General features: G+C 70.5%; 10 protein-coding genes. 7 read left to right on the top strand and 3 right to left on the bottom strand.

The annotated features are described in order from the left end of the window. Positions 1-626: 626 nt before the first annotated feature. The 3 genes from K353_RS29260 to K353_RS29250 are packed head-to-tail and all read left to right on the top strand — an operon-like array spanning position 627 to position 6,954. Positions 627-1,700 carry an LCP family protein gene (locus K353_RS29260; protein WP_111556519.1) on the top strand — a complete coding sequence of 358 codons (1,074 nt, stop codon included), beginning with the start codon at positions 627-629 and terminating at the stop codon, positions 1,698-1,700. 51 nt (positions 1,701-1,751) lie between these two features. Next, positions 1,752-5,531: a bifunctional glycosyltransferase family 2 protein/CDP-glycerol:glycerophosphate glycerophosphotransferase gene (locus K353_RS29255; protein WP_233533902.1), complete on the top strand. Its 3,780-nt coding sequence runs from the start codon at positions 1,752-1,754 to the stop codon at positions 5,529-5,531. Then, on the top strand, positions 5,524-6,954 hold the full coding sequence (locus K353_RS29250; RefSeq protein WP_111556517.1) for a hypothetical protein: 1,431 nt from the start codon (positions 5,524-5,526) through the stop codon (positions 6,952-6,954). Before K353_RS29255 ends, K353_RS29250 begins: the two co-directional genes overlap by 8 nt. Before the next feature lie 7 nt (positions 6,955-6,961). On the opposite strand, the gene K353_RS29245 is transcribed toward K353_RS29250, so the two are convergent. The 3 genes from K353_RS29245 to K353_RS29235 all read right to left on the bottom strand — a co-directional run bounded on the left by K353_RS29245 (position 6,962) and on the right by K353_RS29235 (position 9,742). Further along, complete coding sequence (locus K353_RS29245) at positions 6,962-7,948, bottom strand: endonuclease/exonuclease/phosphatase family protein (RefSeq protein ID WP_111556516.1); 987 nt, start codon at positions 7,946-7,948, stop codon at positions 6,962-6,964. Between the two features lie 372 nt (positions 7,949-8,320). Then, a complete protein-coding gene (locus K353_RS29240) occupies positions 8,321-8,509 on the bottom strand; it encodes a hypothetical protein (protein ID WP_111556515.1) in 189 nt (62 codons plus the stop codon). A 69-nt stretch (positions 8,510-8,578) separates the two neighbouring features. Further along, on the bottom strand, positions 8,579-9,742 hold the full coding sequence (locus K353_RS29235; protein ID WP_111556514.1) for a hypothetical protein: 1,164 nt from the start codon (positions 9,740-9,742) through the stop codon (positions 8,579-8,581). Between the two features lie 927 nt (positions 9,743-10,669). Between K353_RS29235 and K353_RS36995 the strand changes: the two genes are divergently transcribed. From K353_RS36995 to K353_RS29215, 4 genes are all read left to right on the top strand, one after another. Then, on the top strand, positions 10,670-21,226 hold the full coding sequence (locus K353_RS36995; protein WP_158585509.1) for a LamG-like jellyroll fold domain-containing protein: 10,557 nt from the start codon (positions 10,670-10,672) through the stop codon (positions 21,224-21,226). 5 nt (positions 21,227-21,231) lie between these two features. Further along, positions 21,232-21,807 carry an SMI1/KNR4 family protein gene (locus K353_RS29225; RefSeq protein WP_158585508.1) on the top strand — a complete coding sequence of 192 codons (576 nt, stop codon included), beginning with the start codon at positions 21,232-21,234 and terminating at the stop codon, positions 21,805-21,807. Between the two features lie 671 nt (positions 21,808-22,478). Then, on the top strand, positions 22,479-22,607 hold the full coding sequence (locus K353_RS36650) for a hypothetical protein (RefSeq protein ID WP_255410776.1): 129 nt from the start codon (positions 22,479-22,481) through the stop codon (positions 22,605-22,607). Between the two features lie 162 nt (positions 22,608-22,769). Then, positions 22,770-23,318 carry a hypothetical protein gene (locus K353_RS29215; RefSeq protein WP_146616597.1) on the top strand — a complete coding sequence of 183 codons (549 nt, stop codon included), beginning with the start codon at positions 22,770-22,772 and terminating at the stop codon, positions 23,316-23,318. Positions 23,319-23,490: the final 172 nt, after the last annotated feature.

Here is a 23,490-nt window from a genome sequence, read left to right as displayed (position 1 = left end):
GCCTCGGGGGAGGTGGCGGCGACGCCGGAATCCGCCGCGGTGAGGTGCCAAGCCTTCGCGCAGCCTGCCTGCGGCAGGGGATGAACTCCACCAGGTATCCCTTCTCCAAGCGTGTCAGGCGGGGGCGAAGTCCACGGGCTTGCGGGCCGGCGGGCGGTTGCCGCCTGGTCATTCAGTGGGCCCGAGCGTGCCGGTAGCGGCGCGCGGGTGCCCCAGAAAGTGCCGTTCCTCTCGGCGCTTCTGGAGCCATGGAAACTTTCGCTGGCGCTGTGCCCGTGTTGTCGAAGGTGGTGCACATCACTTGCCAGGTTTCCAGCCCGTCGTTGCAGTGCGTTCACCCCGGATGCAGGGAAGGGCTGTTGAGGTCCCTTGGAAAACCAGCCCCCCCTGGGAGGTATGCCGGAAAAGTCAAATAGGCAAGTATTGGCGGAGATTGGACACAATGTCGAAGATGTGGGCGAACGGGTTTTAATCGGGCACCTACAGTGAGTGATTAAATGGTTGCGCAAAGGTTCGATATGTGAATGTGATGCAACCGGTCAAGTTTGGGTGAAAATCGCGTGAGAACATTTACTCCGCGCACATACCAGTACAGCCGTGCGTCACGACCAGGAGGACGCACAGGTATGGCGAAGACCGATGAGATGTCGACCGGCAGGACGCCGTCCGCAGCCCTGGACACCCCGGCGAAGCCCCGGCGGCGGGCCCGCCGGATCCTGCTGATCACCGGTGGCACGGTGCTGGCGCTCGCGCTGGCCGCGGGCGGGGCCGCGTACCTGGGCTACCGTCACCTGGAGGGCAACCTCGACACGGTCGACATCGACAAGGCGCTGGGTGGGGACCGGCCGGCCGTGCTGCCGACCGGCGCGCAGGACATCCTGGTGCTCGGCTCGGACTCCCGCAGCGGCGACAACGGCGACTTGGCGGGCGGCGACGTCGGCGGCACCGCGCGCTCCGACACCGCGATGGTGGTCCACATACCCGAGGGCCGCGCCAACGCCACCGTGGTGAGCATCCCCCGCGACACCATGGTCGCCCGTCCGGCGTGCACCGCCACCGATGGCAAGCAGGTGGCCGGCGCGCCCCGCGTGATGTTCAACTCGATCTACACCACGGCGGGCCCGTCCTGCGTGGTGAAGACCGTCGAGTCCATGACGGGCCTGCGGATGAACCACTACGTGGAGATCGACTTCGCCGGGTTCAAGGACCTGGTGGACGCGATGGGCGGGGTGGAGGTCACCACCGACGCCCCGATCGACGACGAGTACAGCGGCCTGCACCTGCCCGCCGGCACCCACGTGCTGGACGGCACGCAGGCGCTCGCCTTCGTCCGCACCCGGCACGGCATCGGCGACGGCAGCGACCTCGGCCGGATCGGCCTGCAGCAGAAGTTCCTGCTCTCCGTCCTGTCCCAGCTCCAGCGCAAGGGCACCCTCTCCAGCCCGACCAAGGCCTACGGCGTGGCGGACGCGGCCACCAAGGCGCTCACCACCGACACCTCGCTGGGGTCGCTCAACGGCCTGCTCGACTTCGCGCAGAGCATGAAGGGCCTCCAGCCCGAGCGGATGAAGACCGTGATGCTCCCGGTCGTCGCCGACCGGATCGACCACAACCGGGTGGCCGCCGACGAGCCCCGCGCCCGCCTGCTCTGGCAGGCCCTGCGCGCGGACGAGCCCGTCCCGGCCTCCTCCGCCGGCTGAACAGAAAGACAGATCCACGTGCTTGCCCACCGCCCGAGGCTGAGCGTCGTCGTGCCCTTCCAGGACGTCGAGGCGTACCTCGCCGAATGTCTGGAGTCCATCGCCCGGCAGTCGTTCCGCGACTTCGAGGTGATCCTGGTCGACGACGGCTCGACCGACGCCTCCACCGACATCGCCCGGGCGGTGTGCGCCCGGGACCCGCGCTTCCGGCTGATCCGGCAGGACGCGCACGGCCCGGGCCACGCCCGCAACACCGGCCTGCGCGCGCTCCACCCGGACGGCGAGTTCCTCGTCTTCGCCGACGGCGACGACGTGGTGCCCGAGCACGCCTACGAGACGCTGCTGCGCACCCTGGAGGAGTCCGGCTCGGACTTCGTCTCCGGCAACGTGGAGATGATGAACTCCACGAAGAAGTGGCAGTCCCCGCTGCACAAGGCCCCGATGGCCGCCAACCGGCGGGGCACCCACATCACGAAGTTCGACAAGCTGATCTACGACCGCACGGTATGGAACAAGCTGTTCCGCCGCAGCTTCTGGGACTACTACTTCATCGAGTTCCCCGAGGGCGTCCTGTACGAGGACTCCTGGGTCAACATGTTCGCCCACTTCCGGGCCGTCAAGGTCGACACCATCACCGACGTCGTCTACTACTGGCGCCGCCGCGACGGGGCCGCCGCCCCCTCCATCACCCAGCGGTACCACGAGGTCGGCAACCTGCGCGACCGGGTCGACGCCGTCCTCAGCGTCAGCCGCTTCCTGGGCGGCCACCGGTCCCGGACGTTCGCCGAGTCCAAGCGCAAGTACGACCTCGCCTGCCTCACCTCCGACCTGATGCTCCACCTGAAGGCGCTCCCGGACGGCGACGAGGAGTACCGGGAGTCCTTCGTCACCTGGGCCAACGAGTTCCTGGACGAGGCCGGCGAGGACCTGATCGGGGAACTGCCCGCCGAGGCCCGGGTGAAGTGGCTGCTGGTGCGCCGGCGCAAGCTCCAGGAGCTGCTGGACGTCGTCGAGTTCGAGCGCCGGGGCGGGCCGATACCCGTCCAGCGCCGCCTCCACCGGTACCTGCAGTACCCGACCCTGGGCGACCGCAGCCTCGGCATCGACCGCAAGGCCTACCGCCTCGGCAAGGAACTCTCCCTGCACGGCTCCATCGAGGCGGTCCGCTGGGAGGGCGAGCGGCTGGAGTTCTCCGGCAGCGCCTACATCCGCTTCCTGAACGTCCACAAGCGCCACATGTCGATCAAGGCCCTGGCCCTGCGCAACAAGAAGCAGGACCGGATGCTGCTGGTGCCGGCCCGCACCGTCTACGCGCCGCAAGCCACCGAGCACTCCGGGCAGAGCCGGTACTGCTACGACTGGTCCGGCTTCACCGCGGGCTTCGACACCAACCGGCTCCAGCACAAGGGCCAGTGGGTCGAGGGCACCTGGGACGTGGCCGCGGGCGTGCTGAGTCGCGGCCTGCTGCGCTACCGCGGCCTGGACCGGGGCTCCGTCGGCAGCGCCGCCAACCCGCCCTACCGGTACGTCGACAAGAACACCCGGGTGCTGCCGCTGTTCGTGAACAACCGGCTCAAGCTGCGGGTGGAGATCGTCCGCTGCCGGATCACCGGACACCGCATCACCGGCGAGCACCTGGAACTGCGCGGCGTCCACCTGGGCCCCACCGTCCCCGCGAGCGGCCAGCTGCGGCTGGTCAGCCTGGGCGGCGCCGGCCGCGTCCAGGCCCCCGTCCGCTTCACCCCCGGCGGCGAGGGCTGGTGCACCTTCACCGCCCGCGTCCCGCTGCGCTCCCTGATGCCCTCGCACCGCGGCGAGGGCACCGACGGGCAGGCACCGAAGTCCTGGGACCTCGGAGCCAACGGCTGGAAGACCACCTTCCACGTCGCCGGGCGCAAGATGACGATGTACCCGGTGATGGCCGAGGACACCCCTGACGGCCACCACCGCCTCCCCGAAAGCCTGCAGACCCCGGAGGGCGACCGCGAGCTCGTCGTGCACCGCAACGGCGCCGGCTACCTCGTCCTGTTCGAACGCGCCGCCCTCCCGCTGGTCACCCGCTACGAGTGGCTGGACGACGGCGCGCTGGAGGTCGTCGGTCGGCACGCCGCCCTGAACGTGATGCCGCTCGACCAGCGCCGCACCGCCCACCTGGTCCTGCGCTCGCGCGCCCAGGGCGCCGAGCGGGCCGTGGCGCTGGAGTGGCGCGGTGAGCACTTCCGGGCCCGCTTCGACCCCGCGGGGCTGCGCACCCTGGCGGGCACCGTTCCGCTCGCGGCCGGCCGCTGGGACCTGTTCCTGCGCCGCCAGGACCCCTCCCGCACCGCGCCCGGCGAACTGCTGCCCGACCTGATGCTGAAGATCGAGCAGGACGCGATCGCCGGCCTGCCGCTGGCCCGGGAGGCCGAGCAGCGCCGCTACGAGCTGCAGTCCGAGGCCTACGACCGGCTGTCGCTGCTGGTCCACTCGGCGATGCCCGACCACGCCCGCGGCCCCTACCGGCAGAAACTGCTGCGCACCAAGGCCTACCCCGCCGCCCGCCAGCAGCCCGTCCGCCCCGCCGTGCTGTTCGACGCCTTCAAGGGCACCCAGTACTCCGACAGCCCGCGCGCCGTCCACGAGGAACTGGTGCGCCGGGGCGTGCCGTTGGAGCACCTGTGGGTGGTCAAGGACGACCAGGTCGACGTCCCCGACACCGCCCGCGCGGTGCGCATGTGGTCGCCCGAGTGGTACGAGGCCCTCGCCACCAGCCGCTACGTCGTGGCCAACAACCACCTGCCCGACTGGTTCCGCAAGCGCCCCGGCCAGACCGTCGTCCAGACCTGGCACGGCACCCCGCTGAAGAAGATCGGCCACGACATCGAGGCCGTGCACTTCGCCGACAAGCGCTACCTGGAGCGCCTGGCCGTCGAGGTGGAGAACTGGGACCTGCTGGTCTCCCCCAACAGCTTCTCCACCCCGATCCTGCGCCGCGCCTTCGGCTTCCCCGGTGAGATCGTCGAGTCCGGCTACCCGCGCAACGACGTGCTGCGCCGCCCGGACACCGGACAATTCGCCGCCGATGTCCGCCGCCGGATCGGCGTCCCCGACGGCAAGCGGGTCGTGCTGTACGCCCCGACCTGGCGCGACGACCAGTACTACGCCCCCGGCCGGTACAAGTTCGACTTCCGGATCGACCTGGACGACGCCCGGGCCCGGCTCGGCCACGACCACGTCCTGCTGGTGCGCCGCCACCCCAACGTGGTGGACCCGGTGCCGGGCGCCGGCGACGGCTTCGTCTTCGACGTCTCCGACTACCCGGACATGGCCGACCTGTCGCTGATCACCGACGTGATGATCACCGACTACTCCTCCCTGATGTTCGACTTCGCCAACACCGGCCGCCCGCTGCTGTTCTTCACCTACGACCTGGAGCACTACCGCGACACCCTGCGCGGCTTCTACTTCGACTTCCAGGACAGCGCCCCCGGGCCGCTGGTCTTCGACTCCCCGGAGCTGATCTCCTCGATCCGGGACGCCGACCGGATCCGGCAGCGCTACGCGGAGCGCTACCGCCGCTTCCAGCAGGCATTCTGCGATCTCGACGACGGCCACGCCTCCGCCCGGCTTGCCGACCGGATGCTCACCGTCGGAGGCGACCTCGACCCGTCCCCCCTCTCCACCCTCCCAACCCAGCGTCGGGCGGCACCAGCCCCGCGCGCGGACACCTTCGAGGGCCTCCCCTGGCCGCTGCCCGCCCACCTGACCGCACCGGCCGGCCCCGAAGAGGCCGACGGCCGGCTCCGCGACCTGCAGACCATGCGCCGAGGAACGGAACCCCACCGTGTCTGACCAGCCCCGCCCCAGCCGCCCCTTCGCCGAGGGCCGGGACGACAGCGGACCGTTCCCCGTCGAGTACCGCTTCAGCCACGCCCGCAACGGCACCCGCCACCTGGTCGTGGTGTTCGCCAACTTCTCCGCCCCGGACGAGTACGGCTTCGCCAACGGCGTCCTCGACCAGGTCCGCGCCAACATCCTGTGGATCCGCGACCTGTTCGACGGCGGCAACACCTACTACCTGTGCAAGGGCATGGACTTCGGCGTCGAACGGTCGGTGGCCGCGCTGATCGCCCGCTTCGTCCACGCCCTCGACCTCGCGCCCGGGCAGGTCACCATGTTCGGCGGGTCCAAGGGCGGCACCGCCGCCCTCCAGTTCGCGCTGCGGCACGGGTACGGCAACGCGCTCTGCCTCGTCCCGCAGTTCCGGATCGGCACCGTCCTGCACGAACGGACCAGCGCGGCCACCCCGATGATGGGGCAGCCGACGCCCGAGAAGGTCGCCGTACTCGACGCGCTGATGCCCGACCTGATCACCACCACCCCCCACCGCCACACCAACGTCTACCTGCTCACCTCGCCCCAGGACGAGCAGCACGAGCAGCAGGTCGCGCCCTTCCTCGGGCTGTTCCGCGACTACCCCAACTTCAACCTGCTGGTCAACGACTCCCCGCTGATCACCGGCCACGCCGCCGTCACCGCCCGCACCCTGCCGGCCGTCATGGGCCTGCTCAACCTGCTCGTCGCGGGCGTCGCCCCGCGCTTCGGCCACGTCCGCACCGGCGGCGAGCAGCCCGACCGCGACAGCTCCGCGATCGACGCACTGCTCGCCGCCACCGAGCGCTTCCCCCGACCGCGCGTCCACTTCCCAGCGCCTGGCGTCCCCGTCCCGGGCCACGCCGTCGCGCTCGGCGGCAGCGCCCCCGGCGCCGCCCGGGTCAGCATCTGGCTGAACGGCGCGTACATGGGCTCCGCGCCGACCGACGCCGACGGCCGCTGGGAGCGCCGCTTCATCCACCCCTGGGAGGCGGGCGAGTACACCCTCAAGGTGTTCGGAGTCGACGCCGACGGGGAGCAGAGCGCCCGCACCGCGCACACCCTCACCGTCACCGAGGCGTCGCCCCCGCCGCCCGCGCCGGTGGTCACCGAACCGGTGGACAACAGCTACGTGCCCGGTCCCACCGTGCGGCTGACCGGCCACGCGTTCGGCGCCGAGCGGGTCGAACTCGCCATCGGGGAGCACGCGCTGGGCACCGTCCCCGTCGAGGACGGCCTGTGGAGCTGGCAGCCCGCCTGGGAGTGGCGCGGCGGCGGCCACACCGTCGAGGCCCGGGCGGCCTACCCCGACGGCCGGACCTCGCCGCCCGGCCGGGTCACCTTCGTGGTGGCCGGCGCGCTCGCCCGCAACCCCGTGCTCCTGCAGCGCTACGGCGGCTGACGGACGGTCAGGACGTGACGGCGACGCTGATCAGCTCCGCCTCGTGGTCGGAGGAACCGGTGTCCACCCGCTCGCAGCCGTGCCGGGGCAGCGCGGTGAACAGGTAGTCCAGCTTCAGCCCGTTCTCGTGCGTGGCAGCGAAACCGGAGCGCTGGCCCGGCTCCTCCTGGGCGCACTCCCGGACGGTGTCGAAGTAGGCGGCGGGCCAGATCCAGGCATCCCGTGGCTCCGATCCCGGCGGCGAGGAGTTGAAGTCGCCGCCGAACACCGAACCGGCCGCGCCCGGCACCCGGGCCGTCCCGGCGGCGAGCAGCGCCGCCAACTGGTCGTCCCGAAGGTCCGCACCGCGATCGGACCGGTCGGCGGGCGGCAGCGAAAGGTGCGCGACGCACAACCGAAGACCGCCGCCGGACGAGGTGGTCGGGCTCTGGGAAGCGGGGGTTGTCGGGGCGGTGACAGTGGCGCACAGGATGCCGCGGCGCAGGCCGCGCTCGGGCTGGGGCGCGGCGACCGGGATGACGTCCGTGAGCGGGGCCGCCGCCAGGATGCCGATGCCGGCCACGCCCCGACCGCCACCGCAATCCACCGGCACCGCGCCGCCCGCGCCGCTCGGGTCGTCCACCTGCTCGTACGGCTGGAAGACGAGCCGCCAATCGGCGCCGAGCGCGTCCCGGGACCGCTCCAGATCGCCCCGGCAGGCCTCCTCCAGCAGCATCGCCCGTGCCCCGTGCTCCTTCGCCAGCGAGCGCAGCGCCTCGACCTTCTGCTCGCCACCGCCGTACTTGCCGCAACCCCAGACGGCCTCCCCGCACATGTTCCAGGTCGCCACCGTCAGCCGCGGCCCCTGCGTGCCGCCCACGCCGACCACCGCCTCCGTGCTGTGCCGCACCACGGGCACCAGCCCCAGCAGCACCACCCCCGCCACCGCGCCCAGGACCACCCGCAGGCGGCGGCGCGCCCGCGGCTCCGGGTCACTGGCGTAGTAGGGCGGCACGTCATCTCCTCGGAGCGCTGAACGGTGACGGCGCCCAGCGTAACTTCGCTGTCGAACCGCCCCGTCACCAGTCCTGGTGGCTACCTGTTCCACGACAGCGCCGGTACGGTCCTGGCCCGCCCAGTCTGCGGCCGCGCCCCAGGCTGCACCCCGGCGGTGGATGGCCCGGACGTGCGCGCGGCCTGCGCTCTGGGCCATGAGCATCCGGTATTGGCCCTGACCGCCATGGACATGCGCACCACGCCGGACGGATGCCCGCGCGCCGCCGCGGGCCTCGCCGCGGGCACCGGCCACCGCACCGCTCCACTCGGTATCGATGGGGACCTGGTCCTCCCTGCCATCCCGGTTCGGCTCAACAGCCGCCACCGCCGATCAGGCAAGGGCGAAGATCGGGATCACCAGGATCACGATCATCGGGACGAGCACCAGGCCACTGCCGACCGCGAGGCCTTTGAGAGCCCTGGCGGCGAGGGAGCCCGATGCGAAGTAGGCGCAGGCGGCCGAGACGGTCAGGACGAGTAGGAGGATGATTCCGGCGAGGGCTATTACGCCGAGTGCCATGGTGCGCCGTTCGTGTTCAGGGAGCCGAGTAGAGGGTGTTGAAGGCGATCCCCGGCTCGTCGCAGTGTCTCACGTAGTTCGGGATGTCCTGGGGGCGTTGCCGACACGGAGCCATGTCCGCGAGGGCACCCACAAGGCCGGTGCGTGCTCAGGAACCCGCGCTCCGGGCTGCTTCAGGGGGCCGAGGACCACCTGCGGCACACCGCCCAGCGCAAGGGCGGGTCCGAGCAGACCTCGGAGCGGCTTCGCGCGGTGCTCGCGGACTGGGACACCTGCCCGCTCCAGCGGTGACCAGGCCGGACCCGGGAGATCGGCCCCGGGCCCGGCCCGTTGAACCCGGACTTCAGCGGTCCTCGTCTTCGCCGTCGGCCGGCGGGCGCAGCCGGTCGTCAGCGTCGACCTGGCCCCAGCGCAGGGCGTGCCGAACGGTGTCATCCACACCACGGCCTGCTCGGGGGCGGGCTGGGTGAGCTCGTAGACCTCGCTGACGATCCGCATGCCGCCGGGATGGGCGGCGACGCCGACTAGGTTGTTCCACAGGTCGACCCGGTACTCCCACCGCTCCGGTTCTCCGCGCCGTCGCGGCACCGGGACGGGGACCTGGGCGCGGACCCAGGCGCCGTCCCGCTCCAAGTCGGCCCGCCTCTCGCAGACCCGCAGCAGGACGGCATTCCACTCGTCGCCAATGATCGGGTGGGGGAGGAAAGTGCGGGTGCTGTCGCGGAACCCCCCGCGCAGCAGGGCGTCGTCATCCCCGATGCGCTGCTGGCCGCCGCCGTCGACCAGGATGCCGATGAGCTGGCCGAGGTAGGCGACCGGCTCCAGGTCGCCACCCCACCGGTAGTCGACGGCGACCATGACCCGCCAGGTCTGCTCCTTCCCCCGCGCCGGATCCGGGCCGCCGCCGTCGCAGGTACCCCAGCCCGCGCGGAGCCGGACGGCCTGCCGCATGTTCAGGCCCGACGGTCCGACGAACTTGCCGTTCGTCAGGCCAGTCAGGCGCTGCGAGATGTGCGGGGTGCGGGTGCGGTGAAAGCCGGGCTCAGGTGACCAGCACCAGGGATTGCGCTTGAAGGTGAGCCGGAAGTCGGGGTCGTCCACCAGGTCCTCGGCGTGGGGAAAGTCCTCGTGGCCGGTGTAGGGCTGGCAGATGTGCCCGCGGTAGGCGGGGTATCGGCCGTCTGGGCCGGGTCGGCGGGCGTTCGACACGGAGGCGGCAGCGGTCTTCGGCATGCCGTGACAACGGGCCCGCAGCGGCGGACACGCGCCCGGGCTCGGCACGGTGGCGAGGTGCGCCTCGTCAGGTGGGGCCAACTGCGTCTTCCCACCCGCCTCCCGCAGCGACGGCGGGCCGACGGCGGCGTTCGAGGAGGACCGGCAGGCGTTGCTGTCCGGGGAGACGTTCCGCGGCCAGCGCCCTCGACCCGGCGGCGGGACTCCCTCCCGAGCAGCAGCCGCGGCCATCGCTGACGGGCGGTCAGTAGACGGAGGTGGGCCTGGTCCGGCAGCACGGCTGCCGGACCAGGCCCACCGCGCATTTGCGCCGCCCCTCAGCGCCACCGAGCCCGCCGAGACCGCGACACCGCCGCAGCAGGCAGACGGCCACCGGTCCCGTTCGTCCGGGACGGACGGGACCGTCTGCAGTCGGCGGGGTTATCGCTCCTGCCCGGAGCTGATGGGCACCGTGTGCTGCCGGGTCTGGACTCCCGCGTGCACCCCGGGTGCGCTGCGTTCGCGGGCTCGCCAAGGTGCTGTGGAGCGCTGGGGCCGGCGGTTGGCCTGCCTGTCCGAGGGATCGTCACCAGGCGGGCAAGCCCCTTCGCCGATAACGGTATGGCTACGCAGCGCAGGCCGGGCGCGGCCAGCCCGGGAGAGCGCATGACGTTAGGCGCAGAGCCAACTGTCAGTCATTTCATTGCAATGAAAGGTAAATTGATGGGCCGTCAGAATTTTTGGTGACGGATATTGCATTTTTCTCCGCTGAGGGTGGGTGGATATTTTGTCCGCAATCATGGCTATAGAGGTCGTTGGCTGGTCTTGTTTATTTCTGCTGCTGGATCGCCCATTGGTGAGGTTTTGTGCTTCATGGCGAGGGTGGCGGAATGTCTCGCCTTCCGGATATACCTAGCTGCTGTTCATGAGGATTTCCTGGGAGTTCGAGTGCTGACGATTCGCCGTAGCGTGGTGCTGCTGCTCTGCATGGTCCTGGCCGTGCTCGGGATAGCGGACGGCGCCACGGCGCTGGAACAGTGGGCGCCTGCCCCCAAATCCCAGGCGGATCCCGGCGAGCGGCCCTCGCAGCACCAGGCCGCGATCGATGGGTCGCACGCCGCGACCTCGCGCCAGACCGAGACGATCACCGATGGCGGCCGGGCCGGGCACGCGCCTGCCGAGGGAGAACTGGCCGAGGACGCGGCGTCCGAGCCGGGCAAGGACCCGCTCGACGTCGCCGCCCCCGCGCTGCCGGTGCCGAAGACCGAGCTGACGACCGGGCCGGAGGTCTCGGCCGTTCCGGTGGTGGGGTTCGACCAGAAGAGCAGTACCGAGGTCGTCGGCGAACGCGACGCCCAGCAGCGGGTGTACCTGAACAAGGACGGCACCTACACCACCCGGTACTACACCGCCCCGGTCAACTTCCGCCGCAAGGACGGCAGCTGGCAGGCCATCGATGCCGCGCTGGAGCCGCGCATCGGTTCGGCGATGGGCCGGTCGGTTGCCGGCCAGGACGGCTGGACCACGAAGTCCGGTGAGCGTGAACTCTCGTTCGCGGCCGCCGCGGACCGGGACCCGCTGGTCTCGCTGGACCTCGGCGACGGACTCGCGGTCGGCTACGCGCTGCGCGGCGCCGCCGCCTCTGCGGGCAGCGTCGAGGGCGAGAGCGTCACCTACCGTTCGGTGTTTCCGAAGGCGGACGTCGAGTTCCGGGCCGGCAGTGATTCCTTCAAGGAGGTGCTGCTGCTTCAGGACGCGAGCGCCCCCACCGAGTGGGTGTTCCCGCTGCGCCTCAAGGGCGTCAGCGCCTCGATCGAGGACGGCGCGCTGATCCTCAAGGACGGCCAGGGCGCCGTGCGCGGGCGGATGCCGGCCGGCTGGATGGAGGACTCCGACCAGGCCCCGAACTCCGGCGGCCAGGGCGTGGTCTCCTCCGGCGTGACGTACGAGCTGATACCCGACGGCGCGGGCACCGCCCTGAAGGTCAAGCTGGACGAGCAGTGGCTGCACGCCCCCGACCGGGTCTTCCCGGTCAAGGTCGACCCGTCGGTGACCTCGGTGCGCCCCGTCGAGGGCACCTACGTGATGTCCGGCTACACCGCCGACTACTCGGGTGACACCGAGCTGAAGGTCGGCACCTACAACGGCGGTGGCAACAAGGCCGCCTCCTTCCTCAAGTTCAGCGGTGTCGAGAACACCCTGCGCAACGCCTCCGTGCTGGGCGTCAAGCTGTCCGTTTACAACTCCTGGTCGTCCTCCTGCAAAGCCAAGCCGGTGACGGTCCACCCGGTCACCTCCAACTGGTCGCAGGGATCGGTGCGCAGCTGGCCCGGCCCGTCCATCGGTGCCGCGCTGACCTCGGCGAACTTCGCCCACGGCTGGCGGGCCAGTGACAGCAGCGCGTGGTCCTGCGCCCCGGCCTGGGAGCCGATCGACCTCGGCGAGGAGGGCAAGAACCTCGTCAACCGCTGGACCCACGGCTGGCAGGCCAACTACGGACTCGCACTGAAGGCCGACGACAACGACTCCGGCGGCTGGAAGCGGTTCGGCAGCGACAACTCCGGCGCCGCCGCACCGAGCCTGGACGTCACCTGGTCGAAGTACGGCGCAGACTACGAGCTCTTCGACTGGGTCCAGCCGGTGACGGCCACCCAGGAGGGCATCTTCCGGGTCCGGGCGTGGAACCGCGGCCAGGAGACCTGGACGCCCGGCGGCAACTACAAGATGTCGTACCTGTTGTTCGACCAGTGGAACAACAACATCACCAGCTACGGCACCAACGTCGCCTGGACCCCGGTCTCCGCGGACACCCCGACCAATGCCGGGAACATGTTCGAGGCCAGGATCAGGCCGCTGCCACAGGGCACGTACAAGATCGTCTGGACGATGGACGACTACGGCACGAAGAGCTTCTCCGCCGACGGCATCACCTCGCCCGCGATGATGTTCTCCTCCATCAACATCCCGCCGGTGCTCAACCGCCTGGCACCGCCCTCACAGTCCGTGGTGCGCCAACTCCAGCCCACGCTGAGCGCCGAGGGCACCGACCCCGACCGCTCCCCCCTGGCCGCCTTGGACTACCGCTTCGAGGTGTGCCGGGTCGTGGGCCAGGACGCCCGGGTCGACTGCAAGCAGTCCACCTGGGTGCACTCGGGCAACTTCGTCGTTCCCGAGGGCTGGCTCTCCTGGAACGAGCAGTACGCCTGGTACGCCGAGGCCGGTGACGGTGCCACCAGCAGTGCCAAGTCCCAACCCTCCTACCTGCGCACCTTGCTGCCGCAGCCCGCGCAGTACGCCACCGCCGCCGACTCCGGCCGTGACTTCAACGCCGCCGTCGGCAACTACACCACCGCGGCCACCGACGCCGCCCTGCCCACCGTGGGCCCGGAACTGTCCGTGACCCGCAGCTACAACTCCCTCGACCCGCGCACCGACGGCGCGTTCGGAGCCGGCTGGACCAGCCGCTGGGACATGCGCGTCCAGGTCGAGTCCAGCGGCTGGCTCACCCTACCCGGAAACGTCGTCCTCACCGCCTCCAACGGCGCCCGCGCCCGCTTCGCCTGGGACGGCGCCAAGCAGGCGTACATCGCCGGCGGAGGCATGGCCGCTGACCTGCGCAAGGCCGACGGCGGCGGCTGGACGCTCACCGACCGCGCCGGCACCGTCCACACCTTCGACACCGCCGGCCGCCTCACCAAGGTCACCGACAGCGCCGGCCACACCCAGAACCTCACCTACACCGGCGGGAAGCTCAGCCGCGCCACCGACGCCCTCTCCGGCCGCTACCTCGACTTCACCTGGACCGGCAGCCACATCACCGGCGTGGCCGTATCCGGCGCGAGCGGCAGTTGGACGTACATCTACAGCGGTGACCGCCTCACCAAGGTCTGCCCGCCCGGCACCGCCGCCAACGCCACCACCGGATGCACCCTCTACGAGTACGGCACCGGATCCCAGTACCAAGCGGCCGTCCAGGACGCCGGACCGATCGGATACTGGCGCCTGGGCGGCAGCGAAGGCACCGCCGACAACACCGCCCGCACCCCCGACCGCGCACCCGCCCAGTCCACCGACGTCACCTGGGGCGCGACCGGCGCCCTCACCGGCTCCACCGACACCGCCGCGACCTTCAACGGCAGCACCTCGTACGTCGAACTGCCCGCCAAGTCGATCAGCGGCTCCACCTACCGCTCCGTCGAACTCTGGTTCCGCACCGCCGCCCCCGGCGTGATCCTCACCTACCAGAACCGCACCATGGCCGAGGCGCCGAACAATCTCGTGCCCGCCCTGTACGTCGGCTCCGACGGCAAACTGCGCGGCAAGTTCAACACGACCGGCGACCCGATCACCTCTACCGGCTCCGTCAAGGACAACGCCTGGCACCACGTCGTGCTGTCCGGCGCGCAGTCCAGCACCGCCCTCTACCTCGACGGCAACCGCGTCGGCACCATCGACGCCGCCATCGACCACCTCGACATGACCCGCACCTACCTGGGCGGCGGCTACACCGGCAACTGGCCCGGTGGCAACGGCGGCTGGTCCTGGTTCAACGGCCAGATCGACGACGTCGCGCTCTACGACTACCCCGTCACCGACCAGATAGCCGCCGAGCACCGGGCCCTGCGCGCCGGCACCGCCCAACTCACCAAGACCGTGCTGCCCTCCGGCCGCACCAGCACCCAGATCGGCTACGACCAGTCCACCGACCGCGTCAGCAGCATCAAGGACGCCGCCGGCTCCGAATGGAAGGTCTCCGCCCCCACTTTCACCGGCGGATCGTTCCTCTACAACAACGTCGTCAAGGCCTCCGGCCCGGCCGCCTACTGGCGCCTGGGCGAGCGCGACGGTGCCACCGCGGCCAGCGAGGCCGGCACCGGCACCGGCGGCTCCTACGGCGACGGCGTCTCCAAGCGCGCCCCGGGCGTGTTCGCCCCGACCGACGACACCGCCGCCCGCTTCGACGGCGGCGCCAAGTCCCAGCTCGAAGTCCCCGACGACACACTGCGCGGCACCGGCGACCTCGCCGTCGAACTCTGGTTCGCCACCGACAAGCCCGGCGTCCTCATCGGCGACCAGGAACGCGCTCTCGACGACCCCGCGGGCGTCGGTGGCAGCTACACCCCGCTGCTGTACATCGGTACCGACAACAAGCTGCACGGCCGCTTCGGCGGCCCCGCCGCCACCATGGCGAGTTCCGGCACCGTCACCGACAACACCTGGCACCACGCCGTCCTGTCCGCCGCGGGCACCACCCAGACCCCCTACCTCGACAGCACCCCCGTGGCCACCGCGACCGGAGCCGTCAACCACCAGGCCAACACCCACACCTACCTCGGCGCGGGCTTCGCCAAGGGCGCCCCCGCCGCCCCCGGCGACACCGGGCGGCTCACCGGCGCCCTCGACGAGGCCGCCGTCTACCGTCACCCGCTGTCCGCAGGCGACGTCCTGGCCCACTACCGCGCCCGCAGCTCCCAGGTCGCCGGCCAGGGCCTCGGCTACCGCGGCTCCGTCGTCGCTGACGCCCCCGCCGGCTACTGGCGGATGGACGAGAGCGCCGGCACCACCGCTGCCAGCGAGGTCGCCGCCATCGACGGCAAGGGCAACTACGCCCCTGGCGTCCAGCTCGGAACCGAGGGCGTCTTCGGCGTCGGCGACGGCCGAGCCGCCACCTTCAAGGGCACCAGCAACTCCTACCTCGACCTGCCCACCCCGATCCTGCAGAGCGGCAAGGAACTCGCCGCCGAACTCTGGTTCCGCACCGCCGCCCCCGGCGTGCTGCTCAACTACCAGAACCGCACCATGGCCGAGGCGCCCAACAACACGGTGCCCGCCCTGTACGTCGGCTCCGACGGCAAGCTCCGCGGCGCCCTCAACGGCATGGCCGGCGGCCCGCTGACCTCCGGCACCGCCGTCAACGACAACGCCTGGCACCACACTGTGCTCACCGCCGGTCCGAACGGCGTGTCGCTCTACCTCGACGGAACCCTGGTCGCCACCGCCACCGGTACCGTCGACCACCTCGACATGAATCGCACCTACCTGGGCGGCGGCTACACCGGAAGCTGGCCCGGCGGCAACGGCGGCTGGTCCTGGTTCAACGGCCAGATCGACGAAGTCGCTTTCTACCAGCACCCGCTGAGCGCCGACCGGATCGCCGCCCACTACCAGGCGCGTTCCCAGTCCACCGCCACCACCCTCGCCTCCCGGGTCACCGTCACCGACCCCGCCGGCGGCACCTCCACCGACGTCCACGACGCCCAGCGCGGCATGCGGCTGATCTCCCGCACCGACCCCGCCGGCGCCACCACCACCTACTCGTACGACACCGGCGGATTCCTCCACACCGTCACCGACCCCAACGGCCACTCCACCGTCACCGGCCAGGACGCCCGCGGCAACACCGTCTCCACCACCACCTGCCGGGACGCCAACTCCTGCTGGACCTCCTACACCGCGTACTACCTCAACAAGGACGACGCCAAGGACCCGCGCAACGACCGGCCCACCGAGAGCCGCGACGCCCGATCCAGCGGCCCCGCCGACAACCGCTACCGCACCACCATCACCTACACCGCCCTCGGCCAGGCCGACACCACCACTCTGCCCGACGGCCGAACCCTGCGCTCCACCTACACCACCGGCACCGAGCCCGCCACCGGCGGCGGCACCACCCCCGCCGGCCTGCTCGCCGCCACCACCACCGCCGCAGGCTTGACCACCACACTCACCTACTACAGCTCCGGCGACCTGGCCTCCCGCACCGAACCCTCCGGACTGCGCACCACGTACACCTACGACGCGATGGGCCGCCAGAGCGGCACCACCGTGTACTCCGACGCGCAGCCGGCGGGCCTGACCACCACCACCGCCTACGACGCGCTGTCGCACGTCACCTCCGTCACCGGGCCCGTCGCCCACGACGCTGTCACCGGCGCCGCCCACCAGGCGCGCACCACCAGCACCTACGACGCCGACGGCCGGGTACTCACCAACACTGTCACCGATCTCCTCGGCGGCGACCCTCCGCGCACCGACAGCACCGAGTACGACAGCGCCGGCCGCATCGCCAAGACCACCGACGCCGAAGGCGGCACCACCGGATACGGCTACGACGCGCTCGGCCGTACCATCCGCACCACTGACGCCCTCGGCCAGGTCACCCGGTTCACCTACACGGTCCGTGGCCAACTCGCCACCACGGTCGTCGAAGGCTGGAACGGCGACGGCCAGGCCGCCCGTGACGCCGTCGTCGAATCCCGCTCCTACGACCCCGCCGGCCGCCTGGAGTCCGTCACCGACGCGATGGGCGCCAAGACCGCCTACACGTACTACGACGACAACCTGCTCGCCACGACCACCGCCACCGCGGTCGCCCAGGCCGACGGCACCAGCCACCCCGTCGTCCTGGAACGCGACGAGTACGACGGCGCGGGCCGCCTGACCAAGCAGGTCACCGGCGGTGGCCGTACCACCGTGACCAACGCCTACGACATCGCCGGACGGGTCGTCAAGACCGTCACCGACCCCGACGGTGCAAACCGCTCCGCCACCGTCGAGTACGACGCGGACGACCGGATCGCCACCGCCACCGCCCCCGTCAGCGCGAGCGAGAACCGCATCACCCGCAACACCTACGACAGCGCCGGTCGACTGGCCCGCACCGAGGTCCAGTCCTCCGCGTCCCCGCTCACCGCCGCCACCACCTACACCCACGACCAGCGCGGCCTGACCACCACCAGCACCAGCCCCAACGGCAACGCCCCCGGCGCCGACCCCGCAGCCTTCAGCACCCGCTACGGCTACGACGAACTCGGCCGCCCCACCAGCATCCGGCTCCCCGCCGTCCAAGCCGAGAGCGGCGGCGGCACCGCCGCCACCGTCAACCCCACCACCACGACCGGCTACAACACCTTCGGCGAAACCACCTCCGTCAAGGACCCCCACGGCCTGACCACCACGCAGACCTACGACCGGCTCGGCCGAACCACCGGCACCGCCCTGCCCGGCTACACCCCGCCCGGCAGCACCAGCACGCTCACCGCCACCACCGCCGTCACCTACGACGCGCTGTCCCGGATCACCGAGTCCCGCGACGCCGCCGGCCGCCAGACCTTCCTCGAGTACGACCGACTCGGCCACGAACGCCGCCGCACCGACCCCAACTCCACCGGCGGACCGCTGACCCCGCCCGTCGACGACAAGCCACCCGTCTGGACCTCCACCTGGACCCCCACCGGCCTGCGCCTGTCCGTCACCGACCCGGTCGGCGGCCGCTCCGAGGCCACCTACGACGAGCTCGGCCGCACGCTCACCGCGACCGTCGTCGAACGCGTACCCACCTTGCAGAACCTGACCACCCGACAGACCTGGGACGACACGGGCAACCTCGTCAAGACCACCACCCCCGGCGGAGCGACCACCACCGCCACGTACAACGCGCTCGGCGAGCAGCTCACCACCACCGACGCGGCCGGCCGCACCAGCACCGTCGCCTACGACGGCCTCGGACGGACCATCAAGACCACCGCACCTCTGGGCCAGTCCACCGACTACGGCTACGACGCCCTCGGCAACGCCACCACCGCCACCGACCGCGCCACCGACGGCACCGCCCTGCGCACGCGGAGCACCGGGTACGACCGCGAGAGCCACCCGGTCAGCAGCACCGGTGCCACCGGTGCCACCACCACCCGGACCTACGACGCGGGCGGCCGGCTCACCACGCTGACCGAACCCGTCGCCGCCGGCCAGAACATCACCACCGGCTTCGGCTACGACGCGGCCGGCCTCCGCACCCGCCTCACCGACGGCCGCGGCAACACCACCGTCTACACCTACACCCCTTGGGGACTGCCCGAGTCCACCGTCGAACCCGCCACCACCGCGTACCCAGCCGCCGCCGACCGCACCTGGACCACCAGCTACGACGTGGCCGGCCAGGCGGTCAAGCTCACCGAACCCGGCAACATCGTCCGCACCCGCACCTTCGACCCGATGGGACGGCTCACCAAGGAGACCGGCACCGGCGCCGAAGCCGCCACCGACACCCGCACCCTGCGCTACGACAAAGCCGGCCGCCTCGTCGAGGCCAGTGGCATCGACATCAACACGCAGGACTTCACCTACAACGACCGCGACCAGCTCACCGAAGCCCGGGTCGCCGGCGTCAACCAGTCCTGGGAGTACGACAAGGACGGCCGGATCACCGACCGCTGGGACGCCAAGACCGGTACCTCCTCCTTCGGCTACAAGCCGGACGGCCAGCTCGCCTGGTCCTACGACCAACTCTCCGGCGCCCAGTACTGGTACGGCTACGACGGCAACGGCCGACTCGCCACCCAGTACTACGCCGTCAAGGACGCGAACGGAGCTTTCAACGCCACCTCCAACCGCTCCTACACCTACGACCAACTCGGGCGCCTCATCCTCGACAAGGTCGTCACCGAAGCGCCCGCCTTCACCCCGGTGACATCCACGTCCTACGACTACGACCTCGAGGACCGCACCACCCGCAGGACCGTCACCGGCAAGCCCGGCGACCCGGCCACCACCGACAGCTACAGCTACGACCAGGCCGACCGCCTGACCTCCTGGACCACCGGCACCACCACCACCGCCTACGCCTGGGACGCGGCCGGCAACCGCACCAAGAACGGCGCCGCCACCGCCGTCTACGACGAACGCAACCGCCTCGTCAGCGACGGCACCACCACCTACCAGCAGACCGCCCGCGGCACCCTCTCCGCCACCACCACCGGCGGCGTCCGCACCACCCAGAAATACGACGCCTTCGACCGGCTCGCCGACGACGGCCAGAACACCTACGTCTACGACGGCCTCGACCGCATGATCCAGCGCGGCGGCACCAACTACTCCTACGACGGCGGCACCAACAACCTCATCACCGACGGCACCTGGCGCTACAGCCGGGACACCGCCGGCCAGCTGATGAGCGCCGCCGACGCCACCGGCGCCAAGCGGATCCGCACCGACCAGCACACCGACATCACCGCCACCCTCGCCGTCGACGGCACCTCCACCACCTCCACCACCGCCTACGACCCCTTCGGCAAACCCGTCGCCAAGACCGGCACCACCACCAGCCTCGGCTACCAGTCCGGCTGGACCGACCCCGCCACCGGCGACGTCAACATGCACGCCCGCTGGTACCGCCCCACCACCGGCGCCTTCACCAGCCGCGACAGCTGGCAACTCGACCCGAACCCCTCCATCCAGGCCAACCGCTACACCTACGCGGGCGGCGACCCCCTCGACCAGACCGACCCAAGCGGCCACTGCCCGTTCTGCGTCGTCGCCATTGCCTGGGGCGCGGTCAGCATCTGGGACGCCGTCGGCGCCGCAACCGCCGTCTCCATCCTCGTCGGCGGCACCGCGGTCGCCGTCGACAAGGCCGTCACCAACCACCAGACCGAGAACGCCATGCCAGGCAGCCACGCGGGCAGCGCCGCCACCACCTACACCCCCGCCCGACCGGCCACCTGGGACATCTGCGGATCGCGCTGCGCCGGCACCGCGGGCGGCAGCTCCCACGCAGCAGCGGCGGCCGCAGCGGCCGCCGCTGCCGGTGGGCCCGCCGCTGCCGCCGCTGCCGGTGGTGGAAAGAGCGGTGCTTGCGTCTACCACTGCTTCGTCGGTACCCAGACCAGGCCGGCTCCGGCGACCAAGCCAGCCCCCACCCCCGTGCCCGACCGTCCGAACCCAGGCCCGGAGTGGAAGCGTCCCGACTACCAGGAGATCCTCAAGAACATCGTCCGGGTCTACAGCGCCTGGGACCTGGCCCAGCGGTTCACCAATCAGAACAGCACCAGCCTGGCCCCGGACCAGGCCCCCAATCCGCAGCCAGGCACGGGTGCCAGCCCCGGTACCGGTACCGGCTCCTCCCAGCCCCAGTCCTGCCTGAACAGTCCTCCGCCCGGTGCGGAGAGCGACGACGTTAGAAACAGCCAGTCACTCGGTTGGATCAAGTACAACGACATGGAGAAGATCGAGGGCGGCACCCGGTCGACTGGAGCGAGGGCCTGCCTGGTGGGGAGCCCCAGCAAGTTCAGAGGGGCACCGGCCGGTGGGGACATCTCCGGATGGGCTGAGGCACGGGCGAACGCCATCAGCAAGGGCTTCAAGGTTCCTTCCGGGATCGGAGGCCGGAGCGACATCGGCAGGTGCCACTACATCGCAAGGCAGTTCGGCGGGCGCGGTGTGCAGGAGAACCTGGCCCCCTGCTTCCAGGTGGGTGCCAACACAGGTAAGTCCAGCATGGCTTCAATCGAGGCCCAGGTGTCAGGAGCGCTGAAGAACAACCAGATCGTCGATTATCAGGTGAACGCCAGGTACCTCTTTCCGGACAGTAAGATACCGCTCGGCTTCTGGATGAGTGCCGCCGGTCAGAACCCGGACGGAACACCCGGTCTTGTCATCCCGCCGACGTTCGTTCCGAACATGAAGGAGCTCAACGGGATTCCGTATAACATGGGCACCTGGGGATGAACAGGATGGAGAATAACAACGTGAACGACGGTTTTGAACGACTTGCGAGAATCCTCGGCGATCCTCCGGTGCCGCCTCGCCAGGTTGACTGGGAATCCGCTCCAGAGGGTGCGCGAATCCCCTATCCATCCGATTATCGAAAGATGGTGGAAGTATACGGCGGCGGTTACTTCGCAGGAGGCCTGTCGATCTACACGCCATTGTATTCCGAATCAAATTCCGGCCCTACTGGATTCGACCACCTGATTGCTTCCAATTGGGAGGTTGCCGACCTCATGGAACAGTGGTATGGGTGGTATCCCGGAGATCGCCCCTACGAGCCGTATCCTGCGCCGAATGGGCTCTTCGCCTGGGCCAATGACTGCTCGGCGAACGAGTTCCTCTGGGACACGTCAGGACCCGATCCCGAACAGTGGCCCATAGTGATGTGGAACGTTCACGAAGAAGGATTCGTAGCGCTGGGATCGGGCATGGCCGATTTCCTCGCAAGCCTGCTCGACCGAACTCATCCACTATCGGATGAATTGATCGACTTTGATTCCGGTGGGAGGCTCTGGAGCCCTCCTGGCGGAGATCTCTGAGCTTGTGATTTATCCAGCGGGCTCGAACAGGCGGCCTCGCTGATCACTCGTCCGAGTGTTCACGGGACGCGGGTACGGCCTTCGCTTGATCCTAAACTCGACTAAGAGAAACCGGAATTGACGCGAAGGCCGTACTGGTGATTTTTGTGGAACAGGGCGGGCAGTGCGATCTGTTCGCGGAGTCCTGCCGGGTGGCGTGGGTGCGGGCGGTGGCATCCGGTCGGTATTCGCCGAGGCTCAGGGGGAGGCATGGTCGGACCGAGGGATGTGCGTCGCCGGGTCGACTCGGTTGTCGGGCAGGCGGTGGTGACCGCGGGGATGGGGCTCCTCGCGCTGTGGCCTGGGGAGGGCTCGCAGCAGCTGGTGTTCGGGATCCTCTTCGTGCTGGGAGTTCTGAACCTGCTGGTGATGGTTCTCGGGCCATGGTGGGTGCGGCGTGCGGCGGCGAAGGGCCGTCTGCGGGGCCGCCACTCCCGTACCTGAGCCACCACGGCGGTCGCTTGGGCCGTGCCGGCGACCTCGACCGGGCCTTGGCCGCCATCGTCGAACGGGCCGTCGGGTGCGGGCAGGTGTGAATCGCGGGGTTGCGCGCGGCGGGGAACTGTGCGGAGGCGGGCGGCGTCGCTGCCACTGGTGCGGGACAGGCAGTGGGGCAGTGAGTGAAGCGGTTCGTGGGAAGCGTGGCAGGGCAGTTCGTCGTGGCGGCGGCCGCCTGGGGGGTGCTCTTCGCCCTGCTGTGGACGCTCGCGGGCTGGGTGCTGGGTGAGCTCGTCGACGGAATGCCTCCCCTCCAGAAGTAGCCCACCGCCCGGTCTCGGGCCCCGGCCCGCGTCCTGGCCGCCGCACCCTGGCCGGGTGCGCCGAGCCGGCCCCGGGTAGGGCACCGCGCTGATCTCCCGGTGGCTGGCGCCTGTTGGTGTGGTGTTCGTGTCCGCTGGGCGGGTGGCGGCGTTGGATCGGGCATGACGACGATCGGGGATGGACACCGTACCGGTGGTGGCTGGGCGGTGCGGCTGGTGAAGCTGTGCGTGGGGGGAGACCTGCCGGGAATCAAGGGGTTCGACGCCGAGCTGTGCCGGGTGCTGGGTGCTGACTGGCACCAACATCCGGCCTACGGACAGTGCCAGGAGACACTGGAGACTCTGCTGCTGGGCTTGCACGAGCGGATAGGGGCGGACGGTGAGTCCCATGGTGTCGGCCGTGCACGAATCGAGTCCGCCCTGCTCCTGGAGGCGATCCGCCCGGCGGACGCGGTGTGGGCTGCGGCACTGGCGGCAGTAGCCGGGGACCTGAATCCGCTGGCCCGGCTCGCCTCGGCGAAAGAGCGACTGCTGACCGCAGCGGTCACCGTCGCGGCGCTGGGCAAGACGCTATGGCCCGGCCCCGCCTTTCTCGACGAACTCGAAACCCTCGAGCGCACCTTGGCAGCCCGAAACAGCCCCCCAGGCCCCGACACCACACCCACACCCATCTCGCCACGCCACGCCCGCCCAGGCGGCCAACCGGCCTGAAAGCCCGGCCCTACGGGCCGCTGTACCTGCCGTTAGGTTGTGGGAGGCTGGCCAACCCCACCGGCCCGCCTCGACTGGCAGGAGAAGCCGACACCGTGGTCGCAACCCCCCAGCCCAGCCCCACGCCGGGCCCCAGTCCCATATCGGGCCCCAGTCCCACGCCGGGCCCCAG

Source organism: Kitasatospora sp. SolWspMP-SS2h (genome assembly GCF_003259315.1).
Lineage (GTDB): Bacteria > Actinomycetota > Actinomycetes > Streptomycetales > Streptomycetaceae > Kitasatospora > Kitasatospora fiedleri.
Note: the sequence above shows the minus strand (reverse complement) of the source record. Positions and strands in the feature narration are given on the sequence as shown.